Annotated in this window: 12 protein-coding genes; 7 read left to right on the top strand and 5 right to left on the bottom strand. The window is 41.0% G+C overall.

All coding sequences use genetic code 11. The annotated features are described in order from the left end of the window. Both F3J02_RS12770 and F3J02_RS12765 read right to left on the bottom strand, forming a co-directional pair. Window positions 1-486, bottom strand: a complete 486-nt coding sequence (locus tag F3J02_RS12770) for a GNAT family N-acetyltransferase (RefSeq protein WP_167249819.1) — start codon at window positions 484-486, stop codon at window positions 1-3. A 100-nt stretch (window positions 487-586) separates the two neighbouring features. Further along, the gene (locus F3J02_RS12765; protein ID WP_004652394.1) at window positions 587-1600 is read right to left on the bottom strand and encodes an AraC family transcriptional regulator; all 1014 of its coding nucleotides are present in this window, start codon (window positions 1598-1600) and stop codon (window positions 587-589) included. A 213-nt stretch (window positions 1601-1813) separates the two neighbouring features. Here F3J02_RS12765 and F3J02_RS12760 point away from each other — a divergent pair, with 213 nt between their 5' ends. The 6 genes from F3J02_RS12760 to F3J02_RS12735 all read left to right on the top strand — a co-directional run bounded on the left by F3J02_RS12760 (window position 1814) and on the right by F3J02_RS12735 (window position 9636). Further along, on the top strand, window positions 1814-2932 hold the full coding sequence (locus F3J02_RS12760; protein ID WP_167249817.1) for a CaiB/BaiF CoA transferase family protein: 1119 nt from the start codon (window positions 1814-1816) through the stop codon (window positions 2930-2932). Between the two features lie 144 nt (window positions 2933-3076). Continuing rightward, window positions 3077-4300, top strand: a complete 1224-nt coding sequence (locus F3J02_RS12755) for a carbohydrate porin (protein WP_251111555.1) — start codon at window positions 3077-3079, stop codon at window positions 4298-4300. Between the two features lie 142 nt (window positions 4301-4442). Next, window positions 4443-6839, top strand: a complete 2397-nt coding sequence (locus F3J02_RS12750) for a glucose/quinate/shikimate family membrane-bound PQQ-dependent dehydrogenase (protein ID WP_167249813.1) — start codon at window positions 4443-4445, stop codon at window positions 6837-6839. Window positions 6840-7080: 241 nt separating this feature from the next. Then, window positions 7081-8724, top strand: a complete 1644-nt coding sequence (locus tag F3J02_RS12745) for a nitrite/sulfite reductase (protein ID WP_167249811.1) — start codon at window positions 7081-7083, stop codon at window positions 8722-8724. Next, the gene (locus F3J02_RS12740) at window positions 8717-9202 is read left to right on the top strand and encodes a DUF934 domain-containing protein (RefSeq protein WP_167249809.1); all 486 of its coding nucleotides are present in this window, start codon (window positions 8717-8719) and stop codon (window positions 9200-9202) included. Before F3J02_RS12745 ends, F3J02_RS12740 begins: the two co-directional genes overlap by 8 nt. Window positions 9203-9282: 80 nt before the next feature. Then, complete coding sequence (locus tag F3J02_RS12735; RefSeq protein ID WP_167249807.1) at window positions 9283-9636, top strand: DMT family transporter; 354 nt, start codon at window positions 9283-9285, stop codon at window positions 9634-9636. 53 nt (window positions 9637-9689) lie between these two features. Here F3J02_RS12735 and F3J02_RS12730 read toward each other — a convergent pair whose 3' ends face one another. The 3 genes from F3J02_RS12730 to F3J02_RS12720 all read right to left on the bottom strand — a co-directional run bounded on the left by F3J02_RS12730 (window position 9690) and on the right by F3J02_RS12720 (window position 12070). Continuing rightward, window positions 9690-10133 carry a VOC family protein gene (locus tag F3J02_RS12730; protein WP_167249805.1) on the bottom strand — a complete coding sequence of 148 codons (444 nt, stop codon included), beginning with the start codon at window positions 10131-10133 and terminating at the stop codon, window positions 9690-9692. 135 nt (window positions 10134-10268) lie between these two features. After that, entirely contained in the window at window positions 10269-11444 is a 1176-nt protein-coding gene (locus tag F3J02_RS12725; protein WP_167249803.1) for a thiolase family protein, read from the bottom strand. 110 nt (window positions 11445-11554) lie between these two features. Next, window positions 11555-12070 (bottom strand): GspH/FimT family pseudopilin, encoded by a 516-nt coding sequence (locus F3J02_RS12720; protein WP_167249801.1) that lies wholly within the window; start codon window positions 12068-12070, stop codon window positions 11555-11557. Window positions 12071-12432: 362 nt separating this feature from the next. On the opposite strand from F3J02_RS12720, the gene omp38 reads away from it, so the two are divergent. Next, complete coding sequence (gene omp38, locus F3J02_RS12715; protein ID WP_167249799.1) at window positions 12433-13476, top strand: outer membrane protein Omp38; 1044 nt, start codon at window positions 12433-12435, stop codon at window positions 13474-13476. Window positions 13477-13750 lie beyond the last annotated feature (274 nt).

Raw genomic sequence — 13750 nt, 5'->3', positions numbered from 1 at the left:
TCATCCCAAGCTTGAGTTTATGGACTTATTCGAGAAATCTAAATGAAAGAATTGATTATAGGCTGATTCGGTATATTCTGCGAAAGCTGTACCTTGAACAAAACCAAACTTCTTATAAAGTTTGATTGCTGCATCAAAGTGAACGTCTTTTCCTGTTTCTAAACTGACTCTTTTATAGTGACGTTGCTGAGCAAGTTCTAGTAAGTAGTTCAGTAGTTGTGCTGCGACCCCTTGACGCAAATGGGCAGGATGAGTCCGCATAGATTTGATTTCTGCATGGTCGGGTGTCAGTTCTTGGATTGCGCCACAGCCCAGTAATTGCTCATTGTTCCATAAGGTATAGACGCTAATTGAATCTTTTTGCAGACTGCTCAGGTCTAATGCAAAACTATGTTCAAGTGGGGTGTTTTGATGCAGGCCATGCAAGTGAATATAAATCAAATTTTGCACTTGTGGGTGAGTAAAGTCAGCTTTTTTAATGATCATTGCTATTCAAGCACACTGTAGAGATCTGCTTGATTATTAGCATATTTAAAATGTAGTGTTCAACTCTATAATAGGGTTGAACACTACATTATCACCGTTATTAGTTGTGATGGCCGTGCAACTGACGATATAAACCCGGTGTTACTCCCGTCCATTTCTTAAAGGCACGGTGGAAAGTACTGGTTTCACTAAAGCCGACTTGTTGAGCTACATCTTCAAGGGTGAGATTTGGAGTCAACAATAAATGAATCGCCGCATCTCGACGTAAGGCATCCTTAACCCCTTGATAGCTTTTACCTTCCGCAGCTAAACGACGTCGTAAGGTTTGCGGTGATAAATACAACATTGCCGCTACATCATTGAGCGTTGGCATTTCTTCACCAATCTGGCTCTTCAATACATCACGAATACGTGAAGTGAGTGAGTTCGTATTTTTGAATTTCACTAACAACTGGGCAGGCGCTGCTTTCAAGAATTCTTCTAAGGTCTTTTCATCTTGACGGATTGGGAGATCAAGATAATCTGCTGCAAAGGTAATTTCGGTACGTGGTGCATCGAATTGCATCACTGGGGCGAAGAACAATGCATCGTATTCATCAGCATGATTCGGACGTTCATAACCAAAATGCACACGTTCTAAAGGTAGGCGACGTTCGATTAACCATGATGCTAGACCATGCCAGATCATCAGCATGCTTTCAGTAATGAAATGATCAGGATCTAAAGCTTTAGGAATGTGGGGGACTAAACGTGCTTCATGTTTGTCACGTTCCAAGCTTACCGACCATTCATCTCCAAACAGTTTATAGAATTGAGAGGAGAGTTCGAGTGCTTGTCCAAGTGTTTTGGAATGAATGATCAATTGACACATGATTGCGAATGTACCCAAGCGACGTGGCTGTACATCGAAGCCTACGTGTTCGTCTTGGGTAACCATCCATAACATTTTTACAAAACGGGTGTACTGCTCTGGAGAGATTCGAGCCTTCGGTTGGCGAAGCAGTTCAGCCTCTATGCCGACATGTGAAAGTAACGTTTCAACGTCCATGCCTAGGCGTTTAACACCTGTTAAAGCCGCATTCACGAAGTGGATGCTGATCGTATCACGGCTCATATTGAATCCTTCAGTTTCTTTACTATTCACGATAATTGACCTAAATAACCGTCTAAAATATCAAATTGGGCAATTGACAAGAAAAATAATTGCGCCTTGTATACATGTTAAATTGCCGAAACTATCAAGGTAAATGGCTGAACATGACATTGTTTTTGTGTTTATCCACACCTAGTATAAAAGAAAATTTGAACAAATTGAGTAAAAATTATTATGCCATCTGCATTAAAGGGATTGAAAGTCCTAGACTTTTCGACTTTGTTACCAGGACCATTTGCCAGTATGTATCTTGCGGACATGGGTGCAGAAGTTATCCATGTTGAATCACCGACTCGTCCAGACCTCGTACGGATTATGCCACCCTATGCCAATGGTCAGGCCACTGCACACAGTTATTTGAATCGGAATAAACAGTCGATTGCCCTTGATCTCAAAGATGCGGCCAATATTGAACTGATCAAAAATAAAATCTCTGAGTTTGATATTGTGCTTGAACAGTTCCGTCCAGATGTGATGCGACGTTTGGGCTTGGACTATGAAACCTTAGCTGAGATTAATCCACGACTCATTTATTGTTCGATTACAGGTTATGGTCAAACAGGTGCTTATAAAGATCGGGCAGGTCATGACATTAACTATTTAGCATTGGCTGGTGTGTCTGGGCACAGTGGTCGTCAAGATAGTGGACCTCCACCGTTAGGCATTCAAATTGCGGATGTGGCAGGTGGCTCTTTGCATGCAGTGATTGGCATTCTTGCTGCTGTGGTCGAGCGTCAACGCAGTGGTCTGGGGCAATATCTTGATATTTCGATGACAGATTGTGTGGCAAGTCTGAATAGTATGGCGGCTTCTGCAAGTTTGGCAGGACAAACGCCGCAAGCACCCGAGACGGGAATGCTGAATGGTGCAAGCTTCTATGATTATTATCAGACCAAAGATGGTCGTTATTTCTCAGTGGGAAGTTTAGAGCCACAATTTATGACAGGCTTGGCTACAGCGTTACAATTACCTGTACTCCTTGCAAAAGGGACATCTTTTGATCCAGAAGATCGTCAAGCGGTAAAGCAAGCTTTGCAGGAGAAGTTTAAAACTCAAAATTTTGCCGAATGGCAACAGCTATTCCAAAGCTTGGATATTTGTGTTGAACCTGTACTCAGCTTGGATGAAGCATTGGTCTCGCCAATGGCTCAACAGAGAGGATGGGTGGTTGACGTACCAGTATCGGAAAATGCATCACAAACCGAACCTCAGTTGGCGTGTCCGATCAAGTTTTCTCGTTCACAAATGAAGTATGCTTTTATTGGCCAAGGTTTGGGGGAGGGTAAATGGTAGAAAATATGTGCGACCAATCACTGATTGTTAAAATATTGTACAGTTTGTTAACATTTTGAATAAGTTGTAATTTAAAAATGAGAGTAACCTTTTATACACAATAACATAAAAGGTTACGTAAACATGACAATCTCTAAATCTTTGATTGTTTCTTGTTTATCCGTTCTATCATTGAGTCTTTTCGCACAACATACTCAAGCAGCATCTTCCGCATTTGATCCAAATGGTCAATGGCTGTTTGGTGATTGGAACGGTCAACGCACTGCGTTGCAAGAACAGGGTTACAAATTTTCTGCTGATTACACTGGTGAATTTGCAGGGGTTTTAGATTCTAAACAACACTCAAGTCATGGCAGTGAATTCACTGGGCAATTGGCTTTAGGTACGAACTTCGACCTAAATAAAATTTTAGGTTGGCAAGACACTGAGGCGCAAATCACGGTGACTTATCGTGATGGTCAGTCTTTGTCACAAACTGCAGATGGCTTGCAAGGTCACCAAAGTTCTGTACAAGAAGTTTGGGGGCGTGGTCAAACTTGGCGCTTAACCGACCTCTGGATCAAAAAGAAATTTTTAGATCAAGCTTTAGATATTAAAGTCGGTCGTTTCGGTGAAGGTGAAGATTTCAACAGTTTTAACTGTGACTTCCAGAACTTGTCGCTATGCGGTTCTCAGGTGGGTAACTGGGTTGGTGATCAATGGTACAACTGGCCAGTAAGCCAATGGGCATTGCGGGTCAAATATAACCTACAGCCAGATCTTTATGCACAAATCGGGGCGTATGAATATAACCCTGAGAACTTACAGCGTGGCAAAGGTTTTAACTTGAGTACGGATGGTTCACATGGTGCGATCATTCCTGCAGAGGTGGTATGGAATCCTAAATTAGGTGCACTTGCTCTGCCGGGTGAATATCGCTTTGGTTATTACTACAGTACAGCAGATGCCGCAGAAATTGAGAATCCTGCCAAGACTGGACATAAACAAGGCGGCTGGTTTACTGCGAAACAACAATTGACTCGTCATGATGGTCAGTCAGATCGTGGTTTGACGGGCTTTGTCAATGTCACAGTACATGATTCTAAAACCAATGCCATCAAAGACATGCAAAATGTCGGTTTGGTCTATAAAGGTTTGTTGGATCAACGTCCTCAAGATGAAATTGCTTTAGGTGTTGCCCGTATTCATGCCAATGACAAAAACAATAGTCTATTGGATGAAGAATATAACACCGAGCTGTATTACGGCATTCATGCAACCAACTGGCTCACCATCCGTCCAAATATTCAATATGTCCACCATGTAGGTGCATTGAAAGATGGGGATAAGACTTGGGTTGGCGGTATTAAGTTCCAAACTATTTTCTAATTTTGATACTTGAGCAATTTTGCAGATGTAGTTCATACGATGGGCGATATCTGCAAAGTTCTTATTGTGTTTTGAACTCGACCATAAAAAGAGATTTTTTTCTTTTTATGGATCTAAAATATAAAAGATGCAAGGTGATCTTATGAATCAATCTGCTTCAAAATCTGGGCTTAGAACCTTGACGGTGGTGATTATCGCCCTCATTGCATTGTTCTTGCTCGTTGGCGGTATCTGGCTCGCAGCAATTGGCGGGTCTTTTTATTATGTGATTGCGGGTGTGCTGTTACTCATTGTAGCAGTACAACTCTATAAACGTGCCTCAGGCCCATTGTGGGTTTATGCGGCATTGATGTTAGGTAGTGTGGTTTGGGGTGTTTGGGAAGTTGGAACGGACTTCTGGGCACTGGCACCACGTCTTGATATCCTTGGCATCTTAGGTTTGTGGTTACTGGTTCCTGCTGTAACACGCGGGATTGATAACCTCACTTCAAGTAAAGTGGCGTTATCATCGACTTTAGCCATTGCAATTGTGGTGATGGTGTACTCGATCTTTAATGATCCACAAGAAATTAATGGTGTGATTCAAACGCCACAGCCAGCACAAGCGAAAGCCGTGGATGGCATTGCCCCTGAAGATTGGCCTGCATATGGTCGTAGTCAGGGCGGTGAACGTTATTCTCCATTGACACAGATCAACGATAAAAACGTCAAAGATCTCAAAGTGGCTTGGACATTACGCACGGGTGATTTCCGAACTGAAAATGATTCGGGCGAAACCACGAATCAAGTAACGCCAATCAAGATTGGAAATAACATGTTTATGTGTACCCCACATCAACATTTAATTTCGATTGACCCTGCAACGGGTAAGGAAAAATGGCGTTTTGATCCTAAACTCAAAACTGATAAAACCTTCCAGCATTTAACTTGTCGTGGTGTGATGTACTACGATGCTGCCAATACTACTGAATTTGCAACCAGCTTACAGGCGAAAAAGTCGACCTCAACCGAGTGTCCGCGTAAAGTCTTTGTTCCTGTGAATGATGGTCGTTTAGTTGCGGTCAATGCTGATACAGGTAAAGCATGTTCTGACTTTGGTCAAAATGGTGAAGTGAATTTACAAGAATTCATGCCATATGCTTATCCAGGTGGTTATAACCCAACATCTCCGGGTGTGGTTTCTGGTACTACTGTCGTGATTGCAGGTTCAGTGACCGATAACCATTCGAATAAAGAGCCATCCGGCGTGATTCGTGGTTATGACGTGAACACAGGTAAATTATTGTGGGTGTTTGATACAGGCGCTGCTGATCCAAATGCAATGCCAGGTCAAGACACGCAGTTTGTTCATAATTCACCAAATGCATGGGCGCCACTTGCCTATGATTCAAAACTAGATATCGTCTATGTTCCGACAGGTGTGGGTACACCAGATATCTGGGGTGGAGATCGTACTGAGTTGAAAGAGCGTTATGCCAACTCAATGCTGGCGATCAATGCAACCACGGGTAAACTGGTATGGCACTTCCAAACCACACATCACGATTTGTGGGATATGGACGTACCATCACAACCGTCATTGGCTGATATTCAAGATAAATCAGGTCAAACGGTCCCAGCGATTTATGTATTGACTAAAACAGGGAATGCCTTTGTTTTAGACCGTCGTAATGGTCAGCCGATTGTACCAATTACTGAGAAACCTGTTCCGCAAACTGTGAAATGGGGTCCACAAACCAAAGGTGAGTTCTACTCAAAAACTCAACCATTCTCTGACTTTGATTTAGCACCTAAAGATAAATTGACTGATAAAGACATGTGGGGTGCCACCATGTTTGATCAGTTGATGTGTCGTGTGAAATTTAAACGACTGAATTACGATGGTATTTATACACCACCTTCTGAAAATGGAACCTTGGTATTCCCTGGAAACTTGGGTGTATTTGAGTGGGGCGGTATGTCAGTGAATGCTGATCGTCAGGTCGCGGTCATGAACCCGATTGGCTTGCCATTCGTGAGTCGTTTAATTCCAGCGGATCCAAACCGTCAACCTGTGGCACGTGGTGCTGGTACTGAGCAGGGCATGCAACCGATGTATGGTACACCATACGGTGTTGATATTAGTCCGTTCCTATCTCCATTGGGTTTACCATGTAAACAACCAGGTTGGGGTTTTGTCGCTGGTGTGGACTTAAAAACACATGAAGTGGTGTGGAAAAAACGTATTGGTACCATTCGTGACAGCTTACCAACCTTATTCCAGTTACCACCAGTGAAAATTGGTGTACCAGGTTTAGGCGGTTCGATTTCGACTGCGGGTAATGTGATGTTTGTTGGTGCAACACAAGATAATTACATCCGTGCCTTTAATGTTTCAAATGGCGATAAGTTATGGGAAGCACGTTTACCAGCAGGTGGACAAGCAACACCAATGACTTATGAAGCAAATGGTAAACAATATGTGGTGATTATGGCTGGTGGACATGGTTCATTCGGTACCAAAATGGGTGATTATCTCGTTGCGTACGCTTTACCTTAAATCCCTCCCTACCTCCCTTTGTCAAAGGGAGGAGTTCCCTAATTTAATCCTTACGCCACTATAATCTTGGCTCAGAGTGAGGGGAGATAAAAAGCCCAGATTTATCTGGGCTTTTTCTTTTTATGGCAATTAGATAGGCTTATCAATAAAACCGTTATTAAATATGCAAAAAAAGCATTTTGTTGATGAATAAAAGCTCGCTATGCTAGTCGCCTTTATAATGAATGACTAGCCATACGCCATGTATTTATATACGGATTTCGATCAACAACTGATTAACCAACGTGTTGCTCAGTTTCGCGATCAAACAGAACGCTATTTAGCAGGAAAATTAACAGAAGACGAATATCGTCCACTACGTTTGCAAAATGGTTTATACGTGCAACGCTATGCGCCTATGCTTCGTATTGCTGTGCCGTATGGCTTGATGAATACTAAACAATTAAGAAAAATTGCTGAGATCGCGACTGAATATGATCGTGGCTATGCGCATGTTTCAACTCGTCAAAATATTCAGTTGAACTGGCCCGCATTGGAAAATGTACCTGACATTCTAGCTGAGCTGGCAACGGTACAAATGCATGCCGTACAAACGTCAGGTAACTGTATCCGTAATACCACAACTGACCAGTTTGCAGGTGTAGTTGCAGGTGAGATTGCTGACCCACGTCCGACTTGTGAATTAATTCGTCAGTGGAGTACGTTTCACCCTGAATTTGCCTTCTTACCACGTAAGTTCAAAATTGCAGTTTCGGCTTTAGAAGAGAAAGATCGTGCTGCAACTGCATTCCATGATATCGGTGTGTATCTAGTACGTAACGATGCGGGCGAGATGGGCTATAAAATCATGGTTGGTGGTGGACTTGGTCGTACCCCAATTATTGGTAGTGTGATCCGTGAGTTTTTACCTCGTGAAGATCTGATTGCTTATTTAGAAGCGACATTGCGTGTTTATAACTTACATGGCCGTCGTGATAACAAATATAAAGCGCGTATCAAAATTTTGGTGAAAGCTTTAACACCAGAAGTATTTGCACAAAAAGTGGAAGCAGAATTTGAGCACACGCGTGAAGCATTGAAGATTCAACCTGAAATCTTGAAAAAATTGGATGAAGAATTTACACCATTTGATTATCAAGATTTAGAAGATCAAGACTTCACAGACTTATTCGCTGCACATCCGAAATTCAAACAGTGGTTTAACGTCAACACCAATGCACATAAAGTGAAAGGCTATCGTATTGTCACGATTTCTTTGAAGCGCGCAGGTATTGCGCCAGGTGATGTCACCACTGAAGAAATGAATTTAATTGCTGATTTAGCCGATAAATACACTTTCGGTGAGTTCCGTACTACGCACGAACAGAATATTTCATTGGTCGATGTGCCGCAGAAAGATTTATTCGAATTGTGGCAAACGCTTGAACACAGCGACATGGCACGTGCACATATTGGCTTTATTACCGATATTATCTGTTGCCCGGGTGGTGATTTCTGCTCATTGGCAAATGCCAAATCGATTCCAATTTCAGAAGCAATCAGCCGTCGTTTTGATGATCTAGACACCATCTATAACTTAGGTGAACTTGATCTGAATATTTCGGGTTGTATGAATGCTTGTGGCCATCACCATGTCGGTAACATCGGTATTCTAGGTGTCGATAAGAAAGGTGCTGAGTTCTATCAAATCACTTTAGGTGGTCATGCAGATCATGATGCATCACTCGGTGATATCTTAGGACCGTCATTTGCTGCTGAAGTTGTACCAGATGTGATTGATGAAATCTTGAATACTTACCTTGACTTACGTACAGAAGGTGAGCGTTTTATTGATACCTATCGCCGTGTTGGTATTCAACCATTTAAGGAGCGTGCTTATGCTTAATACAACGCTACAAGTGCTCTTTAAAGATGGCACAATTGCAGACAATACTTATCAAGTCATTGCCGAAGATGGCGTACTTCCACAAGGTGATGTGGTTGTAACAACTGCGCAGTTGGATCAATTGGCAAATGTACAAGGCAAAAAAGCCCTATACATCACAGTCAATGATTCACCTGAAACTCATGAATTTCCATTGAATGAGCTTGATGCCATTTTTATTGAATTTGCTGGTTTTAATGATGGCCGTGGTTATTCATTTGCTGCCTTATTACGTCGCCAAGGTTATCAAGGTGAGTTACGCGCAGTCGGTGATATCTTTAAGGATGTTTTAAACTATTTAAAACGTTCTGGCTTTGATACATTTGTAGTCAAAGAAGGTAAAGATATTCATGAAGCAGCTGCTGGGCTTCAAGATTTTACCAATCCTTATCAAGCTTCTACTGCTGTGCCACAAGCAAGTTATCAAACTGGTGCATAAGTCACTAGAGATCAAAAAAGCTGAACTACGGTTCAGCTTTTTTATGGGGCATCGTTTTAGTAAATCAATTGAAGAATAAAATGCTGAACTTTATTTTAAAAATAAATCCTGGGGTGGTGTGGTTGCTTTTTGCGATTGCCGCTGATGTGCTGTCGACATTTTATTCTGCGAAGGGCAATGGTTTAGTGAATAAACTTGATCAAGGCATCGCATTGGTTTTGTACCTTATCTCTTTTGCTTGTGCTGCGATTGCTTTGAAATATATGCAGGCTGGGATTTTATATGTGCTCTGGTCAGGGCTTGGTGTTATTGCAACAGCTGCTTTGGCTAAGGTCTTCTTAGGGCAGCATATTGATTTAGCAGGGTGGGTAGGCATTGGGTTTATTACGATTGGACTTATGATTATCGCGCAGTATTCCAATATTGATGTGTAGTCTTCATAGAAATAACGATGTATTTCTATGAAGTCATGTTTTATTGGTTCAACTTACCCATCTAACTGGCAATTAATCATCCATTTGATCCCAAATTGATCGGTAAACGCACCATACAGTGCGCCCCAGAAGGTCTTTTCTAGAGGCATTTCAATTTGACCATTTGCAGACAAGGCATCAAAGAGGCGTTGTGCTTCGTCTTGCTCATCTGGGTCAAGATTAATTGAAATATAGTGGTTGTTGCCTTGGGTAAATACGCTATTTTGAGCGCAGAATTGATCATTAACATCTGAAGCCATCAATACGGTAAATTCATTGATGGGTAAAGAAACGTGTAAAACCAGGTTTTTATCAGCTTCTGAAAGGCTGACGCCTTCAGTAGGTGGCATATCGCCATAACGGCTGAGCATGGCAAATTCACCACCAAATACAGATTTATAAAAGTTGAATGCTTGTTCTGTTTGTCCTTTAAAATTTAGATAATGATTAAGTTGCATGATGTACTCCTTGTTGTTTTTTTATACACAGCATAACTTATCGATATTTTGACTATAGATGCATTATTTTTTGTAATCCTAAAATAAAAAAATCCTGCATCAAGCAGGATTTTTTTTGATCAGATTGAAAAATATTTAGATCAATTCAATCGCAACAGCGGTCGCTTCACCACCACCGATACACAAGGCTGCAACACCTTTTTTACCGCCAGTACGCTTAAGTGCATGAATCAATGTCAGGATGATACGAGAACCGGTAGAACCAACAGGGTGACCTAGAGCACAAGCACCACCATTAATATTTACTTTTGCTGCATCTAATTTGAAATCATCAATTGGACACATGGTCACCATTGCGAAAGCTTCGTTAATTTCCCAAAGATCAACGTCTTGAGCATCCCAGCCTGCTTTCTTCAAAACTTTTTCAATTGCGCCTACTGGTGCAATGGTAAATTCTGAAGGGTGCTGAGAGTTTGATGCAGTTGCAAGAATTTTCGCTAAAGGTTTTAAACCACGTTGAGCCGCAACGTCGCTTGATGTTAATACCAGTGCAGATGCGCCATCAGAAATTGAACTCGCATTTGCAGCTGTAATCGTGCCATCTTTTGCAAATGCTGGTTTTAATGATGGAATTTTGTCGATTTTCGCACTTAATGGTTGTTCATCTTGATCAACAACAACATCACCTTTGCGAGTAGAAACAGTTACAGCAACAATCTCATCTTTAAAGTAACCTTCAGTAATCGCTTTCTGTGCACGTTGTAATGAACGAATAGCAAAGTCGTCCATTTGTTCACGTGTATAGCTACGTTTGTTTGCCATATCCTGAGCAAATGAACCCATCAAACGGCCTGTTTCAGCATCTTCCAAGCCATCTAGGAACATGTGATCTTTAATCTCACCATGACCCATGCGATAGCCAGCACGTGCTTTAGGTAAAACATATGGTGCGTTGGTCATCGATTCCATACCACCAGCGACAACGATCTCTGCACTCCCTGCTTTGATCATATCTGCTGCTTGCATCACAGCTTTCATACCAGAACCACAAAGTTTGTTGATTGTCACTGCGCCAGTAGAGTCTGGTAAGCCTGCTTTTCGCATAGCTTGACGTGCTGGACCTTGTTTTAAGCCAGCTGGTAAAACACAACCCATGATTACTTCTTCTACGTCAGTCGGTTGTAGACCAGAACGCGCAATTGCTTCTTTAATGGTAACAGCACCTAATTCTGGCGCAGTTACACCAGATAATGCACCTTGGAAGCCGCCCATTGCTGTACGCGCGCCATTAACAATTACGATATCAGTCATGATGTGTCTCCACACTTATAATTTATAAAAATGTTCCAAACTTAAGCAGTATAGTAAAAAAAGGATTGGAATAAAGTGTTTTAACTATTTTAGGCTAGACTGAAGAGTTTTTAGCAGGTGGAGAGCTTTTCAAAACGTATATTGCCCATACGGCTTAAAACAATTTTAGTATGGTGCTGTGGTGACTCTGAACAGTAGACAAAACTGCCATTAGATGCAAAAGGGAGTCCATTTTCTGCTTGAAAGATAAGGTAGTTAGGCGATTGCCCAAAAGATTTAAAATTGAGGTTACCATATTTATGGTTGAGAGGAACGGTAAAGAGTAGTCTTTCAGCTTGATCACGACGATGATTTCGATTGGTATCAATAAATCCGATAAAGCCTTTATTCCAATCTTTATGGCAGTTTTCAAAATCTGAACTTGGGCAAAGCATCACATTTTTATGATGAAGTTGTGCGTCAGTCTTTGCTTTTTGTATATGAATTGTGAGAGTTCTTTTGAGGTGGTTTGCTTCGCTTGAGATCATCATTTCTCGGAAGTAGGGGAGTGCAAGCGCACTCAAAATTGCCAAGATTCCAGTAGTAATGATCAACTCAATTAAACTAAAGCCAAAAGATCTAAACATATTTACCTATCTATTTTTATTAACTTTTTTATAAACATAGCCTTAAGTGTAAATTTAATCTTGATGGTGAGAATTATTAAAAAAATAGTTAAGATATACTAAAACATAACTTCATAAACAATAATTCAATAAGATATCTAATGGGAATTGAAAATTTACTGAACTACAACGGAAATTGTAAGAAATTTTGTCAATAATTTACGAGGTTAAAGTTATCAAGCACTTGGAAAATTCATCAAGTGTTTGTATGATTCAAAGTGAAGTGAATAGCTGAAAAAAATACTGCTGAATATACTTTCGCAGGACGAAAAATCATAGGCTGAGCTTACACAACAAACAATTGTTATCTCTGGAGGATATCCATGAAATTGAGTCGTATTGCACTTGCTATGCTTGTTGCTGCTCCGTTAGCTGCTGCGAATGCAGGCGTAACAGTAACTCCATTAATGCTTGGTTACACATTCCAAGATTCTAAACACAACAATGGTGATAAGCATTTAACAAATGGTCCTGAGCTTCAGGATGATTTATTTGTTGGTGCTGCATTAGGTGTTGAACTAACACCATGGTTAGGTTTTGAAGCTGAATATAACCAAGTTAAAGGTGATGTAGACGGTGCTGCTGCTAACGCTGAATACAAGCAACAGCAAATCAACGGTAACTTCTATGTTACTTCTGATTTAATCACTAAAAACTATGACAGCAAAATCAAGCCATATGTATTATTAGGTGCTGGTCACTACAAATATACATTTGATGATGTAAACCGTGGTACTCGTGGTAATAAAGAAGAAGGTACTTTAGGTAATGCTGGTTTTGGTGCTTTCTGGCGCTTAAACGATGCTTTATCTCTTCGTACTGAAGCTCGTGGTACATATAACATCGATGAAGACTTCTGGAACTATACAGCACTTGCTGGCTTAAACGTAGTTCTTGGTGGTCACTTGAAACCAGCTGCAGCAGTTGTAGAAGTTGCTCCAGTTGAGCCAACTCCAGTTGCTCCACAGCCACAAGAGTTGACTGAAGACCTTAACATGGAACTTCGCGTATTCTTTGATACGAACAAGTCAGACATCAAGCCACAGTACAAGTCTGAAATTGCTAAAGTTGCAGAGAAGTTAGCTGAATACCCGAATGCGACAGCTCGTATTGAAGGTCACACAGATAACACAGGTCCACGTAAGTTGAACGAACGTTTATCTTTAGCACGTGCTAACTCTGTTAAATCTGCACTTGTTAACGAATACAACGTAAATGCAACTCGTTTGACAACTCAAGGTTTCGCTTGGGATCAACCGATTGCTGACAACAAAACTAAAGAAGGTCGTGCTATGAACCGTCGCGTATTCGCTGCGATCACTGGTAGCCGTACTGTTCTTGTACAACCAGGTCAACAAGCTCAATAATTTGAGTTTATGAACTGAAAAAAGCGACTCGTCAGAGTCGCTTTTTTTATGGATGTATACGTTTTTGTAGCATTGATGTAAAACTAAAACATAAGTATTTAAAACTAGAATAATCTTGCTTTAATTTTGGATATTTACTTGAGATTATTTAGTTTCGTTGAAAAGATTTTTATAGCTTGTTAAAATTTTGATTAAAAAGTGATAAGCTCTCTTCGCGTTATTAGATATGTTGCTAAATTAGAATTTTCTAGGTTTTTGGGAGAGGAATAGGTAA

Origin of the sequence: Acinetobacter sp. Tr-809 (assembly GCF_011753255.1) — a bacterium.
Taxonomy (GTDB): domain Bacteria; phylum Pseudomonadota; class Gammaproteobacteria; order Pseudomonadales; family Moraxellaceae; genus Acinetobacter.
This window is presented reverse-complemented; position numbering and strand designations above follow the sequence as displayed.